The organism is Pseudomonas sp. B21-056, assembly GCF_026016325.1.
Lineage (GTDB): Bacteria > Pseudomonadota > Gammaproteobacteria > Pseudomonadales > Pseudomonadaceae > Aquipseudomonas.
The window spans coordinates 4,406,875-4,426,327 of sequence record NZ_CP087203.1 but is presented as its reverse complement, the minus strand read 5'-3'; the positions used below and the strand labels follow the sequence as shown (position 1 = coordinate 4,426,327).

The window sequence follows — 19,453 nt, the reverse complement described above, 5'->3', positions numbered from 1 at the left end:
AGAAATCAACCGCTTCAATAATGGGAATCGACGCCGCTCAATCGACGACCAGATCAAGCATATGCACCACTTCCCGTTCATTGAGGACACCCTTGCGCACCAGGTTCTCCGTCAGCAACGAAAGGAACTTGGCGGTGCGATGGCCTTCCAGCTGCTTGAGCTCGGTCAGCACGTTGTACACCTTGCCGGAGGTGCACAGGCCGACGATGCGGTGGGGGTTTTGCGTGGGCATACCTTCGTCCTTGTTGTTATGAAGCTGTTGTTGGCGGACAGGGCCAGCTTGCGGCACAGTCATGACGCTCACGTGACAGCTTGGGTTGGAGGAAAAAGAAAGCAGGATTCAGACCATAATGCCTTTCTGGCGCCGGAATATTGTTCCGGTAGCGACCTCCGGCGGGCTTATACGGCCATCAGCACGATTTTCGCCCACAAAAAAGCCCCTGGATCTTTCGATTCAGGGGCTTTTCATATTGCTGTCTGGCTCCACGACCTGGACTCGAACCAGGGACCCAGTGATTAACAGTCACTTGCTCTACCAACTGAGCTATCGCGGAATGACGCGTATGTTACTGATTGGAAAAGAGAAGTCAAGCTTTGGATGGTGAGCGGCGGGTTTGATTGGCCGTGGGGCCTTCTCAAATACCTGTTACCGCTTCACACAGATAATGCTCAAGCCACAAAACCCTTGTGGGAGCGAGCCTGCTCGCGATGGCGGCACACCCTTCAACATCAATGTTGGATGACCCTCCGTTATCGCGAGCAGGCTCCACCCAATCAGGTTTCATGCAGCTTTTCAGATTACTTGAACAATCGCCTTGGTCACCGCATCGATATTGTTCTGGTTCAGCGCGGCCACGCAGATACGGCCGGTGTCCAGGGCATAGATGCCGAACTCGTTGCGCAGGCGCGTTACTTGTTCAACGGTCAGGCCGGAGTAGGAGAACATCCCGCGCTGGCGTGCGACGAAGCTGAAATCGCGGTGCGGCGCGGCCTTGGCCAGCATGTCGACCATCTGGTTGCGCATGCCGCGGATCCGCAGGCGCATTTCCGCCAGTTCGGCTTCCCACTGGGCCCGCAGCTCGGGGCTGTTGAGCACGGCGGCAACGATGCTGGCGCCATGGGTCGGCGGGTTGGAGTAGTTGGTACGGATCACGCGCTTGACCTGGGACAGCACGCGAGCACTTTCTTCCTTCGATTCGCTGACGATCGACAGGGCGCCGACGCGCTCGCCGTACAGGGAGAACGATTTGGAGAACGAGCTGGAGGCAAAGAAGGTCAGGCCCGACTCGGCGAACAGGCGCACGGCCGCCGCGTCTTCGTCGATGCCGTCGCCAAAGCCCTGGTAGGCCATGTCCAGGAACGGAACATGGTTCTTGGCCTTGACCACGGCCAGTACATTTTTCCAGTCCTCGGGGCTCAGGTCCACGCCGGTCGGGTTGTGGCAGCAGGCGTGCAGCACAACGATCGAGCGATCGGGCAGGGCGTTGAGGTCTTCCAGCAGGCCGGTACGGTTCACGTCGTGGGTGGCGGCGTCGTAGTAGCGGTAGTTCTGCACCGGGAAACCGGCGGTTTCGAACAGGGCGCGGTGGTTTTCCCAGCTCGGGTCGCTGATGGCCACGACAGCGTCGGGCAGCAATTGCTTGAGGAAGTCGGCGCCGATCTTCAGCGCGCCGGTGCCGCCCACGGCCTGGGTGGTGATGACGCGGCCGGAGGCGATCAGTGGCGAGTCCTTGCCGAACAGCAGGGTCTGGACCGCCTGGTCATAGGCAGCGATGCCGTCGATCGGCAGGTAGCCACGGGAAACGTGCTGAGCCACGCGAATCGTCTCGGCTTCGACCACGGCGCGCAGAAGCGGAATGCGCCCCTCTTCATTGCAGTAAACACCTACGCCCAGGTTGACCTTATCGGTACGGGTGTCGGCGTTGAATGCTTCGTTGAGGCCCAGGATTGGGTCGCGGGGTGCCAATTCGACAGCGGAAAACAGGCTCATTAGTGCGCGGCTCTGAATGGAGTGTGGGGGGACGTGTGGCGCTCCAGCCGGATGCACTAGAGCGGTGCACAAACGGGGAGCTAGTATAGAGGCCATCACCGGACACGGCGACAGGCGATTCGGTTTTTACGGTAAGTATTTTCGATTTTTTTCGACCGTTAGTCCCTTCGCCGCGTCAAAGACTGCAAGGCGTGTAGGACGTTCGTCTTGAAAGCGAAGGCATTCACCTCCACATTGTCTGCATCCAAGCTTTTTCCTAGGGCGACATCAGTCGTTTCGGTCTTTCTCGTTCCCGTCGCCTGGTCGACAGGAGTGAACCCAGAGGTCATGTCATGTCTGAATTCCAGCTAGTCACCCGTTTCAAGCCCGCCGGCGATCAGCCGGAAGCCATCCGCCTGATGGTCGAAGGCATCGAGGCGGGGCTGGCTCACCAGACGCTGCTCGGTGTGACCGGTTCGGGCAAGACCTTCAGCATCGCCAACGTGATCGCCCAGGTGCAGCGCCCGACCCTGGTGCTGGCGCCGAACAAGACCCTGGCGGCGCAACTGTATGGCGAGTTCAAGGCGTTCTTCCCGAACAACGCGGTGGAATATTTCGTCTCTTACTACGATTACTACCAGCCGGAAGCCTACGTGCCGTCGTCGGACACCTTTATCGAGAAGGACGCCTCGATCAACGACCACATCGAACAGATGCGACTGTCGGCGACCAAGGCATTGCTCGAGCGCAAGGACGCGATCATTGTCACCACGGTGTCGTGCATCTACGGCCTGGGCAGCCCGGAAACCTACCTGAAGATGGTGCTGCACGTGGATCGCGGCGACAAGCTCGACCAGCGCGCCTTGCTGCGCCGCCTTGCGGACCTGCAATACACCCGCAACGACATGGACTTCGCCCGGGCGACGTTCCGGGTGCGTGGCGATGTGATCGACATCTACCCGGCGGAATCCGACCTGGAAGCGATCCGCATCGAGCTGTTCGATGACGAAGTGGAGAGCATTTCGGCGTTCGACCCGCTGACCGGCGAGGTGATCCGCAAGCTGCCACGCTTTACCTTCTATCCCAAGAGCCACTACGTCACGCCGCGGGAAACCCTGCTGGACGCCATCGACGGGATCAAGGCCGAGTTGCAGGAGCGCCTGGAATACCTGCGCTCGAACAACAAGCTGGTGGAAGCCCAGCGCCTGGAGCAGCGGACCCGGTTCGACCTGGAAATGATCCTCGAGCTGGGCTACTGCAACGGTATCGAAAACTACTCGCGCTACCTGTCGGGCCGCCCCGCGGGTGCGCCGCCACCGACCTTGTATGACTACCTGCCGGCCGATGCCTTGCTGGTGATCGACGAATCCCACGTCAGCGTGCCCCAGGTCGGTGCGATGTACAAAGGCGACCGCTCCCGTAAGGAGACCCTGGTGGAATACGGATTCCGCCTCCCGTCGGCGCTGGACAACCGGCCGATGCGCTTCGATGAATGGGAAGGCGTGAGCCCGCAGACCATCTTCGTCTCGGCCACCCCCGGCAACTACGAGGCCGAGCATGCCGGCCGGGTGGTCGAGCAGGTGGTGCGGCCGACCGGGCTGGTGGACCCGCAAGTCGAGGTGCGCCCGGCGCTGACCCAGGTCGACGACCTGCTTTCGGAAATCAACAAGCGCGTGGCCATCGAGGAGCGGGTCCTGGTGACCACGCTGACCAAGCGCATGGCCGAGGACCTCACCGATTACCTGGCCGACCATGGCGTGCGGGTGCGTTACCTGCACTCGGACATCGACACGGTGGAGCGGGTCGAGATCATCCGCGACCTGCGCCTGGGCACCTTCGACGTGGTGGTGGGCATCAACCTGCTGCGCGAAGGCCTGGACATGCCGGAAGTGTCGCTGGTGGCGATTCTCGACGCCGACAAGGAGGGGTTCCTGCGCTCCGAACGCTCGCTGATCCAGACCATCGGCCGGGCGGCGCGTAACCTCAACGGCCGGGCGATTCTGTATGCCGACCGCATCACCGGGTCCATGGAGCGGGCCATCGGCGAGACCGAGCGTCGTCGTGACAAGCAGATCGCCTTCAACCTGGCCAACGGCATCACGCCTAAAGGGGTGTTCAAGGACGTTACCGACATCATGGAAGGTGCCACCGTACCCGGTTCGCGCAGCAAGAAGCGCAAGGGCATGGCCAAGGCCGCCGAAGAGAGCGCCCGTTACGAAGCAGAGCTGCGCTCGCCGAGCGAAATCACCAAGCGCATCCGTCAGTTGGAAGAGAAGATGTACCAGTTGGCCCGGGATCTGGAATTCGAGGCGGCGGCGCAGTTGCGGGATGAGATTGGCAAGTTGCGCGAGCGCCTGTTAACCGTCTGAGTGTTTTGCTGCGGCTGTGAAGGCCCTATCGCGAGCAGGCTCGCTCCCACAGTTGACCGAGTTGTCCTGACTGGACGCGATCAAATGTGGGAGCGAGCCTGCTCGCGATGAAGGCGACGCGGTCTGACGGCTGCCCACTCAAATCCCCCTCTGACTGGAGCCCGCCCACCAACGCCTGTTACCATTCGCCCCCTGTTTCATCTTCGCTTTTATATTCTTTCCGAGACATGCCATGACCACCGTCCGTACCCGCATCGCGCCTTCGCCCACTGGCGATCCCCATGTCGGCACCGCCTACATCGCTTTGTTCAACTATTGCTTTGCCAAGCAGCACGGCGGTGAGTTCATCCTGCGGATCGAGGACACCGACCAGTTGCGTTCGACACGTGAGTCCGAGCAGCAGATTTTCGACGCCCTGCGCTGGCTCGGGATCGACTGGAGCGAAGGTCCGGACGTTGGCGGCCCGCACGGCCCGTACCGGCAGAGCGAGCGTGGCGACATCTACCAGCAGTATTGCCAGCAACTGGTGGACATGGGCCATGCGTTCCCATGCTTCTGCACCGCCGAAGAGCTGGACCAGATGCGCGCCGAACAAATGGCCCGTGGCGAAACCCCACGCTACGACGGCCGTGCGTTGCTGCTGTCCAAGGAAGAAGTCGCCCGTCGCCTGGCCGCGGGCGAGCCCCATGTGATCCGCATGAAGGTGCCGAGCGAAGGCGTTTGCGTGGTGCCGGATATGCTGCGTGGCGATGTCGAGATCCCGTGGGATCGCATGGACATGCAGGTGCTGATGAAGACTGACGGCTTGCCGACGTACTTCCTGGCGAACGTGGTCGACGACCACCTGATGGGCATCACCCATGTACTGCGCGGTGAAGAGTGGCTGCCGTCGGCACCGAAACTGATCCTGCTCTACGAATACTTCGGCTGGGAACAACCGCAGTTGTGCTACATGCCGCTGCTGCGCAACCCGGACAAGAGCAAGCTGTCCAAGCGCAAGAACCCGACCTCGGTGACGTTCTACGAGCGCATGGGCTTCATGCCCGAGGCGATGCTCAACTATCTGGGCCGCATGGGCTGGTCGATGCCGGACGAGCGCGAGAAGTTCTCGCTGCAGGAAATGGTCGAGCACTTCGATCTGTCGCGTGTGTCCCTGGGCGGGCCGATCTTCGACATCGAGAAACTGTCCTGGCTCAACGGCCAATGGCTGCGGGACTTGCCGGTGGAGGAATTCGCCGCACGCGTGCAGAAATGGGCGTTGAACCCCGAGTACATGATGAAGATCGCCCCCCATGTGCAGGGCAGGGTGGAGACGTTCAGCCAGATCGCCCCGCTGGCCGGCTTCTTCTTTGCCGGTGGCGTGACGCCGGACGCGAAGCTGTTCGAGTCCAAGAAACTCTCGGGCGACCAGGTACGCCAGTTGATGCAACTGATCCTGTGGAAGCTCGAAAGCTTGCGCCAGTGGGAAAAGGACAGCATCACCGCGACCATCCAGGTCGTGGTCGAGTCCCTGGAGTTGAAATTGCGCGACGCCATGCCGCTGATGTTCGCCGCCATTACCGGCCAGGCCAGCTCGGTGTCGGTGCTCGATGCGATGGAAATCCTCGGGCCGGACCTGACCCGTTTCCGTCTGCGCCAGGCCATCGATCTGCTCGGTGGCGTGTCGAAGAAGGAAAACAAGGAGTGGGAAAAACTGCTGGGCGCGATTGCCTGAGCGGTGGGGTAGGAGCTGTCGAGCGAAGCGAGGCTGCGATCTTTTCCCAGGCGCTTGAATCTCAAGCGAAAGATCAAAAGATCGCAGCCTCGCTTTGCTCGACAGCTCCTACGAAAGAGGTTAACTCCCCGTTTTACTGGGGAAGGTGGTAAGTGATTGTTATCCCGGCAAAAAATTTTCAAATTTGTTGAAAATAAATTTGACAGTCCTCCGATACGCCCTTAAGATTCGCCCCGTCCTCAGCGATGAGGGGCTATAGCTCAGCTGGGAGAGCGCTTGCATGGCATGCAAGAGGTCGACGGTTCGATCCCGTCTAGCTCCACCAATTTACACTTCAAGGCCTGGCCACATTGGCCTTGAAGCGATCAACACTCAGCGTTGATCAGATGTATAGAAGGGTTTGCGTCCCCTTCGTCTAGTGGCCTAGGACACCGCCCTTTCACGGCGGTAACAGGGGTTCGAGTCCCCTAGGGGACGCCAGTTTTACAGAAGCGATGTTGCAAGATGTCGTTCCGCCGCGAGGCGAAAAATCCGGGGCTATAGCTCAGCTGGGAGAGCGCTTGCATGGCATGCAAGAGGTCGACGGTTCGATCCCGTCTAGCTCCACCAATCGTCAGGTTCAAGGTCTGGCCACACCGGCCTTGAATCGATCAGTTCTCAGCACTGATCAAGCAAGAAGGTTTGTGTCCCCTTCGTCTAGTGGCCTAGGACACCGCCCTTTCACGGCGGTAACAGGGGTTCGAGTCCCCTAGGGGACGCCACGATTACCCGCTCTGCGGGATTTTATAAGGGTCATTCAATTCTTGAATGGCCCTTTTGTTTGTCTGGCGTTCAGCCAATTCTCCTATCCTCGAAAAAGATGCTGCTGACCAGCGGGCCGAAATTCTGCTTGCAGAAAATTATTATGCGAATAATATTGTGATCGTAATATTTGGAGGCGACGATGAGCGATAAAAAGGCACAGACCCGTGAACGCATTATCAAGGCCGCCAGCGACGCGCTGATCCAGCGTGGTCCGGCGGAGCCGAGCGTGGGCGAGGTGATGGGCGCGGCGGGGCTGACAGTGGGCGGGTTCTACGCCCATTTCGAAAGCAAGGATGCGCTGATGCTGGAGGCTTTCAAGCATCTTCTCAGCCGGCGTCGTGGCTTGATCGCCGACATGGATGCCGAACTGACCGGTGAAGAGCGGCGCGCCCTGGTCGCAGCGTTCTACCTGTCGCGCAAACATCGGGATTCCACCGAGAACGCCTGCCCGATCCCGGCGTCGGTCGGTGAACTGGGACGGCTGCCGGATCCGTTTCGTGAAGTGCTCAGCGAGCACATTGAGTTGATGGCCGCGCAATTGGCGGCCAGCCCGGAAGACGCCGACAAGGCCCTCGCCGACATTGCCTTGATGGTCGGTGGCCTGGCCCTGGCACGGGCGCTGGGCCCGGGAGAGTTATCGGATCGTGTGCTGCGCGCCGCTAAATCTGCGGTGCGATGAGCTGAGGCGCAAGCCGTGGGAGAAGAGCGATGGACAGATTGAGCTGGATTCGTGGCGTCAATGGCACGCTGGGTCGGGTGGCTCCGCGCCTGGTGGCAAAGAAAATGCGCGCGCTGTTCATGCATCCCCGGAATCTGCCGCCACGGGATTGGGAATTGCCATTGCTGGCAAGCGCCGAGCGCATCACCTTGCGCTTCGGTCTTTCTGCCTTGCGTTGGGGTAAAGGCCCGACCGTTTTGCTGATGCATGGCTGGGAAGGGCGGCCCACCCAGTTCGCTGCGCTGATCACGGCGCTGGTGGACGCCGGTTACACGGTGGTCTCGCTGGACGGCCCGGCCCATGGCCGCTCGCCCGGTCGTGAGGCGAATGTCCTGTTGTTTGCCAGGGCGATGCTCGAAGCCGCGGCTGAACTGCCGCCGCTGCAAGCCGTGGTCGGGCATTCCATGGGCGGCGCCAGTGCCATGCTCGCGGTTCAACTGGGGTTGCGTACCGAGACGCTGGTCAGCATTGCCGCACCTGCGCGCATTCTGGCTGTGTTGCGCGGTTTCGCCCGGCAGATGGGCCTACCGCCCCGGGCGCGTTCGGCCTTCATCCGTCAGGTGGAAAACGATGTGGGCATGCGCGCCTCGGCGATGGACGTGGCGCATTATCAATTGGACGTTCCGGGGTTGATTGTCCATGCCGAGGACGACACGTTCGTCTCGGTCAAGGAATCGCAGTTGATTCATGAGGCCTGGTTCGACAGCCGCTTGCTGCGTTTGCCCCAGGGCGGGCATCAGCGGGTGCTGGCCGATCCCCGCGTCATCGATGGCGTGTTATCGCTGCTGGCCGGGCGCAGCCTGCAAGCGCGGCAATCGGCCTGAGCATCCGGTACACTGCCCCGATCCACATTCGACCGGGAGAGGGGCATGGGCTGGGATCGGGCAACACCGTTCATCATTGATCTTCAAGTGGCCGCCGAAGACATCGACGGGCTGGGCCACGCCAACAACGCGGTCTACGTCACCTGGCTCGAACGCTGTGCCTGGCGCCATTCCCAGCGCCTGGGGCTGGATCTGACGGGGTACCGTCGACTGGATCGGGCCATGGCGGTGGTGCGCCACGAAGTCGATTACCTGGCGGCCGCCTATGAAGGCGACGAACTGCAACTGGCCACCTGGATCGTCGACTGGGACCAGCGACTGAAGATGACCCGGCAATTCCAGCTGATCCGCCCCAGCGACAACACCACCTTGCTGCGGGCGCAGACCACATTTGTCTGCATCGAACTCTCCACCGGCAAGCCCAAGCGCATGCCGCCGGAGTTCATCGAGGGCTACGGCCCGGCGCTGGCGGCCCATGGCATATCCGACATTCTCACCAACTGATCCACCGCCATCGCGAGCAGGCTCGCTCCCACACTGACCGAGGTGAGCAGTAATTTTGCAGTTGGCCCAAATCCCCTGTGGGAGCGAGGCGAGCAGTAATTTTGCAGTTGGCCCAAATCCCTTGTGGGAGCGAGCCTGCTCGCGATGGCGGCGGTACATCCAGCATCACTGCAAACTGACCCACCGCTATCGCGAGCAGGCTCGCTCACACAGAATCCGGTAAACTGCCGCACGTTTTTTCGTTGAGTGCGTTTTCCCATGCAAATTGCCCTGGCGCCCATGGAGGGGTTGGTCGACAACATCCTGCGGGACGTCCTGACGCGCGTCGGTGGTATCGACTGGTGCGTGACCGAGTTCATCCGCGTCAATGACCGCCTGCTCACACCGGCCTATTTCCACAAGCTCGGCCCGGAGCTGCTGACCGGCGCCCGGACCGTTGCCGGTGTGCCCCTGCGGGTGCAATTGCTGGGCTCCGACCCGGTGTGCCTGGCGGAAAACGCCGCGCTGGCCTGTGAGTTGGGCTCGGAAGTCATCGACCTGAACTTCGGTTGCCCAGCCAAGACGGTGAACAAATCCCGCGGCGGCGCGGTGTTGCTCAAGGAGCCGGAACTGCTCAACCAGATCGTCGAACATGTCCGTCGCGCGGTGCCAAAACACATCCCGGTCACCGCCAAGATGCGCCTGGGCTTCGACAGCCCGGACGGTGCGCTGGTCTGCGCCACGGCGCTGGCCGAGGGCGGGGCGGCGCACATCGTGGTGCATGCGCGGACCAAGACCGACGGCTACAAGCCACCTGCCCACTGGGAGTGGATTCCCCGGGTTCAGGACGTGGTCAAGGTGCCAGTGTTTGCCAATGGCGATATCTGGAGCGTCGAGGATTGGCGTCGCTGCCGCGAAATCAGCGGCGTCGAGGACATCATGCTCGGCCGCGGCCTGGTTTCCCGTCCAGACCTGGCCCGACAGATCGCCGCCGCCCGTGCCGGTGAAGAGGTGCAGGAGATGTCCTGGGCCGAGCTGCAACCCATGCTCCAGGACTTCTGGGTGCAGGTGGTCGAACAGCTCACGCCGCGCCAGGCGCCCGGGCGGTTGAAGCAGTGGCTGGCGATGCTGACCCGCAATTATCCCGAAGCGGTAGAGTTGTTTACCGCGCTACGCCGGGAAACCGACCTCGACGCCGTGGGCCATTTGCTGGGTGTGCAGCGCACCGAAGCGGCCTGAAAAAAATTTCGAAAAAAGCTCTTGAAAAGTATTTGGCGGCCCCTAGATAAGGGGTACGCGATGCCGAATTCGGGTCGCGGAGACAAAAAACCTTGCTGAACTTTTCAGGAGATTTGAATCATGAGTACTGCATTTTCGCTGGCCCCTCTGTTCCGTTCCTCGGTGGGCTTCGACCGTTTCAACGACCTGTTCGAAACCGCCCTGCGCAACGAACCGGGCAGCAGCTATCCACCCTACAACGTGGAAAAATACGGTGATGATGAATACCGTATCGTAGTCGCCGCCGCTGGCTTCCGGGAAGAAGACCTGGACCTGCAGGTGGAAAAAGGTGTGCTGACCATCAGCGGCGGTAAGCGCGAGGCCAGCAACGACAGCGTGACCTATCTGCACCAGGGCATCGCCCAGCGTGCATTCAAGCTGTCCTTCCGGTTGGCGGATCATATCGAGATCAAGTCCGCCGGTCTGAGCAACGGTCTGTTGAGCATCGACCTGTTGCGGGTGATCCCGGAAGAGGCGAAAGCCAAGCGCATCCCGATCAATGGTGCGCAGCAACAACCCGCGCTGCAGAACTGATGCATCGCCACTGAAAAAGGGCGCCGAAATGGCGCCCTTTTTCATGTCGAAAACTTTGTAAAACTCCATTGTGGCGAGGGGATTTATCCCCGCTGGGCTGCGCAGCAGACCCAATAATCCAATTGTCACCGCGGTGTGTCAGGCCCGACGCTAGGGGCCGCTTCGCAGCCCAGCGGGGATAAATCCCCTCGCCACAGAAGACAGCTGCGCTCGTTATGGCAACAACCGCTCAAACGCATCCAACGGCAACGGCCGGCTGTGCAGGTAGCCCTGGTACAGATGGCACTCGAGCCCTTGCAAGAAGTGCAGTTGCTCCAGGGTTTCCACGCCTTCGGCAATCATTTCCAGGTTCAGGCTGCGGGCCATGGCGACGATGGCGCGGATGATTTCGGCGTCGTTGGGGTCGCTGGTGGCGTCGCGCACGAATGACTGGTCGATTTTCAGCGTATCCACCGGCAGGCGCTTGAGGTAGGTCAGCGACGAATAGCCGGTGCCGAAGTCGTCCATGGCGAAGCTCACCCCGAGTTTCTTGAGGCTACGCATCTTGCCGATGGTGTCGTCCAGATTCTGGATCACGATGCCTTCGGTGATTTCCAGTTTCAACATCGTACAGGGCAGGCCGTGGATCGCGAGGCTGTTTGCGATGCGTTCGACGAAGTCGCTCTGGCGGAACTGTCGCGGGCTGATGTTCACGCACAGGCTGAACCGCTGCGGGTCGATCTTGCCCTTGGCGATCAATTGCCTGAAACCGTCGCAGGCTTCATCGAGGATCCAGGTGCCCACTTCCAGGATCAACCCGCTGTCTTCCAGAACCTTGATGAACTCATTGGGCGACTGGGCGCCCAGCTCGGGGTGATGCCAGCGCACCAGCGCTTCGGCGCCAACGATACGGTTGTCCCGGGCGTCGATCTGAGGCTGGAAATGCAGGCTGAACTCGTCCCGGGCCAGGGCCTGGCGCAGGTCGGTTTCCATGCGCAGCCGTTCACTGGCGGCTTTTTGCATGGTGGCGTGGAACATCTGCGAGGTGTTGCGCCCCGAATCCTTGGCCCGATAGAGCGCAATGTCGGCACGCTTGAGCAGATCGGTCGGCGTGGAGCCATGGTCGGGAATCAGCGCCATGCCGATGCTGGGCGTGACCTGCAGTCGCTGGCCGTCGAGGAACATCGGCTCCGAAAGCAGCTCGCGCAGGGTGTCGGCCAGTTTTTGCACCTGCTCGCTGACTTCATTGCGGCTGCCTTCCAGGCCGCTGAGCAGCACCACGAATTCGTCACCGCCCAGCCGCGCGACGGTATCCTCCAGGCGCACGCTGGCCTCCAGGCGTGCGGTGATGATTTTCAGCACCGTGTCACCCACCGGGTGGCCCAGGGAATCATTGATGTGCTTGAAGTGGTCGAGATCGAGGAACAGCAGCGCGCCGCGCAGATTATGCCGCTTGAGCAGGGCGATCTGCTGGCTCAGGCGGTCCATCAGCAAGGCCCGGTTGGGCAAGTTGGTCAGCGGATCGTGGTAGGCCAGGTGACGGATCTGGGCTTCGGCGTTGCGCAGCAGGCTCACGTCCCGGGCGGTCAGCAGCAGGCAGTCCGTTTCGTTGAGCGTGATGGGTTCGACCGATACTTCAACCGTGAGCATTTCCCCGCGTTTGTTGCGCCCGAGCATTTCCTGGTGGTGCACGCGGCCCTTGAGTTGCAGTTCGGCCAGCAGGGTAGCGCGCTGTTTTTCCTCGGCCCAGATTCCCACCTCGTACACCGTGTGGCCGATCACCTCGTCGGCGCGGTAGCCGGTCAGGCGGCAAAAACCATCGTTGACTTCAAGGTAGCGGCCGCTTTCCCGTTCGGTGATGGTGATGGCGTCAGGGCTGGAGTGGAACGCCTTGGCGAATTTTTCCTCGCTGGCCTTGAGGGCCGCTTCGGAGCGTTGTTGCTGGGTGATGTCCCGCAGGGTGGTGACGATGCAGGGCTGGTTGCTGACGTTGATCTGCCGGCTGGAGATCACACAGGTCAGCGGCTGGCCGTTCTTGTGATGGACGACAATCGCGACATTGTTCAGCGATTGTTCGCGAATCACCCGCTCGATGCGTTGCAGGCTGTTGCCTGAGGCATCCCAGAGGCCGATTTCATCGGCGCTGCGGCCGATCACGTCACTGGCGGACCAGCCGAAGGTCTGGGTAAAGCTGGAGTTGATCTCGAGGAAACGGCTGGTGTCCTGGTGAGTGACGCAGATCGGGTCGGGGCTGACCTGGAACAGCGTGGCGAATTTTTCCTCCGACGCTGCCAGGCTCTGTTCGCGCTCCACCTGGTCGGTGATGTCGAGCAAGGTGCCGGCCATGCGCTGGGGGCTGCCATCGTCGTTGCGGTAGAGACGGGCGCGGCTTTCCAGGTAGCGGGAGCTGCCGTCCGGCAGTTGCACCCGGTAGGTCAGTTGATAGTTACCCGCCGGGCCTTCGCGCAGGCTGCGATAGGCATTGCGCATGTGGTTGCGCTCTTCGTCGGGCACCCCTTCGAAGAACTCGTCGAAGGACTCGTGGAACGGCTTGGGCTCCAGGCCATGGAGCTGCGCGGCACGGGCCGAGCCGTAGAGCATGCCGCTGGGTATGTGCCAGTCCCAGGTGCCCAGTTGCGCCGAGTCGAGGGCCAGGTCGAGGCGTTCCTGGCTGTCCTTGAGGGCCAGTTCGGCCAATTTGCGTTCAGTGGTGTCGAGAAACGTGCTCAGCAGATAGGGTTGGCCTTCAAGCTCGACCTTCTGCGCGCTGAGGATGCCATTGTGGATCTGGCCGTTACTGGCCCGGAACTCCACTTCCATGCTCACCAGTTCGCCCTTGGCCTTGGTGGCCTCCACCAGTTTCGCCCGCTGGCTGGGGTCGACCCACAAGCCCAGCTCCAAGGTGGTCCGGCCGATGACATCGTGTACCGGCCAGCCGAACAGGCTTTCGAAGTACTGGTTGGCTTCGCTGATCAGCCCGTCTTCCTGGCGGGTCAGCAGCACCATGTTCGGGCAGAGATGAAAGAGCGTGGCGAAGCGTTTTTCCGAGCTGCGCAAGGCCTGTTCGCGCTCGCGCTGGTGGGTGATCTCGCGGATGACCCCGATCATGCGCGGACGTCCGTGCTTGTCGGGTAACACGCTGCCGTTGATTTCCAACCAGTGCAGGCTGCCGTCGGGCCAGACAATGCGGTGGTGCATCGCCTGTTCCTGCGGCGCGCCGGCCACGGCCGCGTGAAAGGCGCGGATGGCCTTGGCCCGATCCTCAGGCAATAACAGATCCAGGTAATCCACATCCGCCGGCAGCGGCTGGCGCGGATCGAAGCCGAACAGCGCCTGGGTGCCCCTGGACCAACTGATCCGCCCGGTGTCGATGTCCCACGACCAGGCCCCCAGCCGGGCACCGTTCAGGGCGGCCAGCAGCTGCGGTGCGCTGTCCCAGCTTTGCTCGGACCGTTTCGGATCGAGCGCCTGGATACGCGGCAGGGGCGGGAGATGGTCTGCAGGTTTGGGCATTCTCTAGCGAGCCTTGGGCAATTGGGCGTTAAGTGCAGGCATTTCGGCTCTATAGGAGTAGCACAACCTATGCCGTTGTCCCTGGCAGATCGATTTGTGCGTCCAGTAAGGACATGAAAGCTCGCGCAGCATTCGACAGCGTCCGTTCAGTGTGCAAGATATAGCCTAGCTGGCGACTGAGCTGTATGCCCGGCAAAGGGATGCGTGCCACCTGATCATCGAGCATGGTGCGCGGCAGGACGCTCCAGGCCAGGCCGATGGAGACCATCATCTTTATGGTTTCCAGATAATTCGTGCTCATGGCAATGTTCGGTGTCAGGCCCTGAGCCTCGAACAGACGCCGGACGATGTGGTGGGTAAAGGTGTTGCCCCCCGGGAAAACCGCGGGGTGCAGGGCGATATCCGCCAGGCTGACCACGCTGCTGTCCAGCAGCGCATGTTCCGGCGCTACCACGAAATCCAGCGGATCGTCCCACACCGGCGTGGCGCGCATCAACGCATGCGGTTCGGGGGCGAGGGTGATGACCGCCAGTTCCGCTCGGCCGTGGAGAATTTCTTCGTAGGCCACTTCCGAATCCAGGAACTGAATGTCCAGCGCCACTTGTGGGTAACGTCGGGTGAACTCCCTCAATAAAGGTGGCAGGCGGTGCAGGCCGATGTGATGGCTGGTGGCAAGCGTCAGCCGCCCGGTGACTTCGCCGGTCAGGTTGGTCAGGGCGCGACGGGTGTCGTCCAGCACATTGAGGATCTGGTAGGCCCGTGGCAGCAGGGCCCGGCCGGCCTCGGTCAGGCCGATTTCGCGGCCCAACCGGTCGAACAGGCGGACGTTGAGCTGCTGTTCCAGCCCGGCGATTCGCTTGCTGATGGCCGGTTGGGTCAGGTGCAGGCGTTCACCGGCGCCAGAGAAACTGCCCGTCTCGGCAATGGCAATAAAGGCGTTGAGGTTGGCGAGGTCCATGGCGGTCCTGGTCGAATTCCTGTTGGTTATGCAAAGTATAAAAATTATGAATTTGAGTTATTTAATGTAGCCCCATAACATCAGCCTCACAAGCCAAAGGGTTATTGAGTCATTCAAGACCCGGGGCATAGAAACAAGCTGATGAGGAACCGTCTGATGGCCGGCAAAACGCTCTACGACAAGCTCTGGGATTCGCATTTGGTCAAGCAGCGCGACGATGGCTCGGCGCTGATCTATATCGATCGTCACATCATCCACGAAGTGACCTCGCCGCAAGCCTTCGAAGGCCTGCGCCTGGCCGGGCGCAAGCCGTGGCGCATCGATGCCAACATCGCCACCCCGGACCACAACGTGCCGACCACCCCGGAACGCAAGGGCGGAATCGAAGCGATTGTCGACCAGGTTTCGCGCTTGCAGGTCCAGACCCTGGATGACAACTGCGACGAATACGGCATTGTCGAATTCAAGATGAACGACGTGCGCCAGGGCATCGTCCACGTCATCGGCCCGGAGCAGGGCGCGACCTTGCCCGGCATGACCGTGGTCTGCGGCGACTCCCACACCTCCACCCACGGTGCCTTTGGCGCCCTGGCCCACGGCATCGGCACTTCCGAGGTCGAGCATGTGCTCGCCACCCAGTGCCTGGTGGCCAAGAAAATGAAGAACATGCTGGTGCGCGTCGAGGGCAAGCTGCCATTCGGCGTCACCGCCAAGGACATCGTCCTGGCCGTGATCGGCAAGATTGGCACCGCCGGCGGTAACGGCCATGCCATCGAATTCGCCGGCAGCGCGATCCGCGACCTGTCCGTCGAAGGCCGCATGACCATCTGCAACATGTCCATCGAGGCCGGTGCCCGCGTGGGCCTGGTGGCAGCCGATGAAAAAACCGTCGAGTACGTCAAGGGTCGTCCGTTCGCGCCGAAAGGCGCCGAATGGGACTTGGCGGTCGAGGCCTGGAAAGACCTGGTGTCCGACGCCGACGCCCGGTTCGATACGGTCGTCGAGCTCGATGCGACCCAGATCAAGCCGCAGGTCAGCTGGGGCACTTCGCCTGAGATGGTCCTGGCGGTGGATCAGAACGTCCCGGATCCGGCCAAGGAAATGGACCTGGTCAAGCGCGACTCCATCGTCCGCGCCTTGAAGTACATGGGCTTGAGCGCGAACCAGGCGATCACCGACATCCAGCTCGACCGCGTGTTCATCGGTTCCTGCACCAACTCGCGGATCGAAGACCTGCGCGCCGCGGCGGTGATCGCCAAGGGTCGCAAGGTCGCCTCGACCATCAAGCAGGCCATCGTGGTGCCGGGCTCGGGCCTGGTAAAAGCCCAGGCCGAAGCGGAAGGGCTGGACAAGGTGTTTCTCGAGGCCGGTTTCGAGTGGCGCGAGCCAGGCTGCTCGATGTGCCTGGCGATGAACCCGGATCGCCTGGAGTCGGGCGAGCATTGCGCCTCCACCTCGAACCGTAACTTCGAAGGCCGTCAGGGCGCCGGTGGTCGTACCCACCTGGTGAGCCCGGCCATGGCCGCGGCGGCTGCCGTCAACGGCCGTTTCGTCGACGTCCGTGAATTGATCTGAAGGAGCGCAGCATGAAAGCTTTTACCCAGCACACTGGTCTTGTCGCGCCTCTGGATCGTGCCAACGTCGACACCGACCAGATCATTCCCAAGCAATTCCTGAAGTCCATCAAGCGCACCGGCTTCGGTCCGAACCTGTTCGACGAATGGCGTTACCTGGACGTGGGCCAGCCCTACCAGGACAACTCCAAGCGGCCGCTGAACAAGGACTTCGTGCTCAACGCCGAGCGCTACCAGGGCGCCAGCGTGCTGCTGGCCCGGGAAAACTTCGGTTGCGGTTCGAGCCGCGAACACGCGCCGTGGGCGCTTGAAGAGTACGGCTTCCGCAGCATCATCGCGCCGAGCTACGCCGACATCTTCTTCAACAACAGTTTCAAGAACGGTTTGCTGCCGATCATCCTCAGCGACGCTGAAGTGGACGAACTGTTCCAGCAGGTCGAGGCCAACCCGGGTTATCAGCTGCAGATCGACCTGGCAGCCCAGACCGTGACCCGTCCCGACGGCAAGGTGCTGGGATTCGAGATCGATGCGTTCCGCAAGCATTGCCTGCTTAACGGCCTGGACGACATCGGCTTGACCCTGCAGGACGGCGAGGCGATTGCCGCGTTTGAAGCGAAGCATCGGGCGAGTCAGCCCTGGTTGTTTCGCGAGGTTTGATTTCGCGTAAGGCGTGACGACGCCATCGCGAGCAGGATCGCTCCCACATCGGATTTGCGCTGTATCCAAAACCCTGTGGGAGCGAGCCTGCTCGCGAAGAGGCCAGCCCAGGCACTACAGAACCTTAAGGACATTCCCATGACCAGCACCGCCCACAGTCAGGTTGTACAAAAGCAATTCGGTGAACAGGCTTCGGCCTATCTGAGCAGTGCCGTGCACGCCCAGGGCGCCGAGTTCGCGCTGCTACAGGCTGCCTTGTCCGGTCGTGGCGACGCCCGGGTGCTGGACCTGGGTTGCGGTGCCGGTCACGTGAGTTTTCACGTGGCGCCGTTGGCCGGTGAAGTGGTGGCCTATGACCTGTCCCGGCAGATGCTCGATGTGGTGGCGGCAGCGGCAGCGGAGCGTGGCCTGGGCAATATCACCACTGTGTGCGGTGCCGCCGAGCGCCTGCCGTTCGCCGATGCCGAGTTCGACTTCGTGTTCAGTCGCTATTCGGCGCATCATTGGAGCGACCTGGGCGTGGCATTGCGGGAAGTGCGCCGGGTGCTCAAGCCGGGCGGCGTGGCGGCTTTCATTGATGTACTGTCGCCGGGCATGCCGCTGCTGGACACCTACCTGCAAAGCGTCGAGGTACTGCGCGACACCAGCCATGTGCGCGACTATTCGGCCGCCGAGTGGTTGCGCCAGGTCAGCGAAGCGGGGTTGCAGGTGAGCAGCACTTCGCGCCAGCGGTTGCGCCTGGAATACCGCTCCTGGGTCGAGCGCATGCGCACGCCCGAGGTGATGCGCGCAGCGATACTCGAGCTGCAGCGCTCGATGGGCGATGAAGTGCGTGAATATTTCGAGATTGAGGCCGATGGTTCTTTCAGTACGGACGTACTGGTGCTGTGGGCCGAGCGATAGGATTTTTCCTGGCTCGCCTGAGAGCGTGCCGACAAAGTGAACGAGGAAAGCATGAGCAAGCAGATTCTGATTCTCCCAGGCGACGGCATTGGTCCGGAAATCATGGCCGAAGCGGTCAAGGTCCTGGAACTGGCGAACGACAAGTACAGCCTGGGCTTCGAACTCAGCCACGACGTGATCGGCGGCGCGGCCATCGACAAGCACGGCGTGCCCCTGGCCGATGAAACCCTGGACCGTGCCCGTGCTGCCGATGCCGTGCTGCTGGGCGCCGTGGGCGGCCCGAAATGGGACAAGATCGAACGCGACATCCGCCCCGAGCGCGGCCTGCTGAAGATTCGTGCGCAACTGGGCCTGTTCGGCAACCTGCGTCCGGCGATTCTCTACCCGCAACTGGCCGATGCCTCGAGCTTGAAGCCGGAAATCGTTTCGGGCCTGGACATCCTCATCGTCCGTGAGCTGACCGGCGGTATCTACTTCGGTGCCCCACGCGGTACCCGCGAGCTGGATAATGGCGAGCGTCAGGCCTACGACACCCTGCCGTACAGCGAGAGCGAAATCCGCCGTATCGCCCGGGTCGGCTTTGACATGGCCCGCGTGCGGGGCAAGAAGCTGTGCTCGGTAGACAAGGCCAACGTACTGGCGTCCAGCCAACTGTGGCGTGAAGTGGTCGAGCAGGTGGCCAAGGATTACCCGGACGTCGAACTGAGCCACATGTACGTCGACAACGCCGCCATGCAACTGGTGCGCGCACCGAAGCAGTTCGACGTGATGGTCACCGACAACCTGTTCGGCGACATCCTGTCCGACGAAGCATCGATGCTCACCGGTTCCATCGGCATGCTGCCGTCGGCCTCCCTGGACGCCAACAACAAGGGCATGTACGAGCCGTGCCACGGTTCGGCGCCGGACATCGCCGGGCAGGGCATTGCCAACCCGTTGGCGACCATCCTGTCGGTGTCGATGATGCTGCGCTACAGCTTCAACCTCAATGACGCTGCCGATGCCATTGAAAAGGCTGTCAGCGTGGTGTTGGACCAGGGCTTGCGCACGGGCGACATCTGGTCGGCCGGTTGTACCAAGGTCGGTACGCAGCAAATGGGCGACGCGGTAGTCGCCGCGCTGCGGAATCTGTAATCTCTCCGGTCCACCGCTTCGACGGTGGCCCACTTTTGTATA

15 protein-coding genes and 5 tRNA genes are annotated in these 19,453 nt (G+C 61.7%); 15 read left to right on the top strand and 5 right to left on the bottom strand.

Translation table 11 applies throughout. The annotated features are described in order from the left end of the window. Positions 1-37: 37 nt before the first annotated feature. From LOY67_RS18955 to LOY67_RS18945, 3 genes are all read right to left on the bottom strand, one after another. Positions 38-232 carry a hypothetical protein gene (locus LOY67_RS18955; RefSeq protein WP_265063931.1) on the bottom strand — a complete coding sequence of 65 codons (195 nt, stop codon included), beginning with the start codon at positions 230-232 and terminating at the stop codon, positions 38-40. A gap of 246 nt (positions 233-478) precedes the next feature. Continuing rightward, positions 479-554, bottom strand: a tRNA-Asn gene (locus LOY67_RS18950). Between the two features lie 239 nt (positions 555-793). Then, positions 794-1,990 (bottom strand): amino acid aminotransferase, encoded by a 1,197-nt coding sequence (locus tag LOY67_RS18945; protein ID WP_258625724.1) that lies wholly within the window; start codon positions 1,988-1,990, stop codon positions 794-796. Positions 1,991-2,322: 332 nt separating this feature from the next. Between LOY67_RS18945 and uvrB the strand changes: the two genes are divergently transcribed. From uvrB to LOY67_RS18890, 11 genes are all read left to right on the top strand, one after another. Continuing rightward, positions 2,323-4,338, top strand: coding sequence for an excinuclease ABC subunit UvrB (gene uvrB / locus LOY67_RS18940; RefSeq protein ID WP_265063930.1), 2,016 nt, complete (start codon positions 2,323-2,325; stop codon positions 4,336-4,338). Positions 4,339-4,570: 232 nt separating this feature from the next. Continuing rightward, positions 4,571-6,052, top strand: coding sequence for a glutamate--tRNA ligase (gene gltX, locus LOY67_RS18935; RefSeq protein WP_265063929.1), 1,482 nt, complete (start codon positions 4,571-4,573; stop codon positions 6,050-6,052). Between the two features lie 249 nt (positions 6,053-6,301). Then, positions 6,302-6,377, top strand: a tRNA-Ala gene (locus tag LOY67_RS18930). A gap of 79 nt (positions 6,378-6,456) precedes the next feature. Next, positions 6,457-6,532 (top strand) — tRNA-Glu (locus LOY67_RS18925). A 53-nt stretch (positions 6,533-6,585) separates the two neighbouring features. Further along, positions 6,586-6,661 (top strand) — tRNA-Ala (locus LOY67_RS18920). A 76-nt stretch (positions 6,662-6,737) separates the two neighbouring features. Next, positions 6,738-6,813: transfer RNA gene (locus tag LOY67_RS18915), tRNA-Glu, on the top strand. A gap of 182 nt (positions 6,814-6,995) precedes the next feature. Then, positions 6,996-7,535 carry a TetR/AcrR family transcriptional regulator gene (locus LOY67_RS18910; protein WP_265063928.1) on the top strand — a complete coding sequence of 180 codons (540 nt, stop codon included), beginning with the start codon at positions 6,996-6,998 and terminating at the stop codon, positions 7,533-7,535. A 29-nt stretch (positions 7,536-7,564) separates the two neighbouring features. Next, positions 7,565-8,398 carry an alpha/beta fold hydrolase gene (locus tag LOY67_RS18905; protein ID WP_265063927.1) on the top strand — a complete coding sequence of 278 codons (834 nt, stop codon included), beginning with the start codon at positions 7,565-7,567 and terminating at the stop codon, positions 8,396-8,398. A gap of 45 nt (positions 8,399-8,443) precedes the next feature. Beyond that, the gene (locus tag LOY67_RS18900; RefSeq protein ID WP_265063926.1) at positions 8,444-8,902 is read left to right on the top strand and encodes an acyl-CoA thioesterase; all 459 of its coding nucleotides are present in this window, start codon (positions 8,444-8,446) and stop codon (positions 8,900-8,902) included. A 258-nt stretch (positions 8,903-9,160) separates the two neighbouring features. Then, positions 9,161-10,120 (top strand): tRNA dihydrouridine synthase, encoded by a 960-nt coding sequence (locus LOY67_RS18895; RefSeq protein WP_265063925.1) that lies wholly within the window; start codon positions 9,161-9,163, stop codon positions 10,118-10,120. Positions 10,121-10,240: 120 nt separating this feature from the next. Then, positions 10,241-10,693, top strand: coding sequence for an Hsp20 family protein (locus tag LOY67_RS18890; RefSeq protein ID WP_047700569.1), 453 nt, complete (start codon positions 10,241-10,243; stop codon positions 10,691-10,693). 213 nt (positions 10,694-10,906) lie between these two features. Here LOY67_RS18890 and LOY67_RS18885 read toward each other — a convergent pair whose 3' ends face one another. Both LOY67_RS18885 and LOY67_RS18880 read right to left on the bottom strand, forming a co-directional pair. Then, the gene (locus tag LOY67_RS18885; protein ID WP_265063924.1) at positions 10,907-14,185 is read right to left on the bottom strand and encodes a PAS domain S-box protein; all 3,279 of its coding nucleotides are present in this window, start codon (positions 14,183-14,185) and stop codon (positions 10,907-10,909) included. Positions 14,186-14,252: 67 nt separating this feature from the next. Then, positions 14,253-15,143, bottom strand: coding sequence for a LysR family transcriptional regulator (locus LOY67_RS18880; RefSeq protein ID WP_265063923.1), 891 nt, complete (start codon positions 15,141-15,143; stop codon positions 14,253-14,255). A 156-nt stretch (positions 15,144-15,299) separates the two neighbouring features. Between LOY67_RS18880 and leuC the strand changes: the two genes are divergently transcribed. The 4 genes from leuC (at position 15,300) to leuB (ending at position 19,411) form a co-directional block, all read left to right on the top strand. Next, positions 15,300-16,718: a 3-isopropylmalate dehydratase large subunit gene (gene leuC / locus LOY67_RS18875; RefSeq protein WP_265063922.1), complete on the top strand. Its 1,419-nt coding sequence runs from the start codon at positions 15,300-15,302 to the stop codon at positions 16,716-16,718. An 11-nt stretch (positions 16,719-16,729) separates the two neighbouring features. Then, positions 16,730-17,374: a 3-isopropylmalate dehydratase small subunit gene (gene leuD / locus LOY67_RS18870; protein ID WP_041023754.1), complete on the top strand. Its 645-nt coding sequence runs from the start codon at positions 16,730-16,732 to the stop codon at positions 17,372-17,374. 138 nt (positions 17,375-17,512) lie between these two features. After that, the gene (locus LOY67_RS18865) at positions 17,513-18,277 is read left to right on the top strand and encodes a class I SAM-dependent methyltransferase (RefSeq protein WP_265063921.1); all 765 of its coding nucleotides are present in this window, start codon (positions 17,513-17,515) and stop codon (positions 18,275-18,277) included. 51 nt (positions 18,278-18,328) lie between these two features. Beyond that, entirely contained in the window at positions 18,329-19,411 is a 1,083-nt protein-coding gene (gene leuB, locus LOY67_RS18860; RefSeq protein ID WP_265063920.1) for a 3-isopropylmalate dehydrogenase, read from the top strand. The last annotated feature ends 42 nt before the right edge of the window (positions 19,412-19,453 follow it).

What these genes read in the sequence shown, in the direction of transcription:
- LOY67_RS18955 (WP_265063931.1), bottom strand. Translation starts at nt 232, where the DNA reads ATGCCCACGCAAAACCCCCACCGCATCGTCGGCCTGTGCACCTCCGGC.
- LOY67_RS18945 (WP_258625724.1), bottom strand. Translation starts at nt 1,990, where the DNA reads ATGAGCCTGTTTTCCGCTGTCGAATTGGCACCCCGCGACCCAATCCTG.
- uvrB (WP_265063930.1), top strand. Translation starts at nt 2,323, where the DNA reads ATGTCTGAATTCCAGCTAGTCACCCGTTTCAAGCCCGCCGGCGATCAG.
- gltX (WP_265063929.1), top strand. Translation starts at nt 4,571, where the DNA reads ATGACCACCGTCCGTACCCGCATCGCGCCTTCGCCCACTGGCGATCCC.
- LOY67_RS18910 (WP_265063928.1), top strand. Translation starts at nt 6,996, where the DNA reads ATGAGCGATAAAAAGGCACAGACCCGTGAACGCATTATCAAGGCCGCC.
- LOY67_RS18905 (WP_265063927.1), top strand. Translation starts at nt 7,565, where the DNA reads ATGGACAGATTGAGCTGGATTCGTGGCGTCAATGGCACGCTGGGTCGG.
- LOY67_RS18900 (WP_265063926.1), top strand. Translation starts at nt 8,444, where the DNA reads ATGGGCTGGGATCGGGCAACACCGTTCATCATTGATCTTCAAGTGGCC.
- LOY67_RS18895 (WP_265063925.1), top strand. Translation starts at nt 9,161, where the DNA reads ATGCAAATTGCCCTGGCGCCCATGGAGGGGTTGGTCGACAACATCCTG.
- LOY67_RS18890 (WP_047700569.1), top strand. Translation starts at nt 10,241, where the DNA reads ATGAGTACTGCATTTTCGCTGGCCCCTCTGTTCCGTTCCTCGGTGGGC.
- LOY67_RS18885 (WP_265063924.1), bottom strand. Translation starts at nt 14,185, where the DNA reads ATGCCCAAACCTGCAGACCATCTCCCGCCCCTGCCGCGTATCCAGGCG.
- LOY67_RS18880 (WP_265063923.1), bottom strand. Translation starts at nt 15,143, where the DNA reads ATGGACCTCGCCAACCTCAACGCCTTTATTGCCATTGCCGAGACGGGC.
- leuC (WP_265063922.1), top strand. Translation starts at nt 15,300, where the DNA reads ATGGCCGGCAAAACGCTCTACGACAAGCTCTGGGATTCGCATTTGGTC.
- leuD (WP_041023754.1), top strand. Translation starts at nt 16,730, where the DNA reads ATGAAAGCTTTTACCCAGCACACTGGTCTTGTCGCGCCTCTGGATCGT.
- LOY67_RS18865 (WP_265063921.1), top strand. Translation starts at nt 17,513, where the DNA reads ATGACCAGCACCGCCCACAGTCAGGTTGTACAAAAGCAATTCGGTGAA.
- leuB (WP_265063920.1), top strand. Translation starts at nt 18,329, where the DNA reads ATGAGCAAGCAGATTCTGATTCTCCCAGGCGACGGCATTGGTCCGGAA.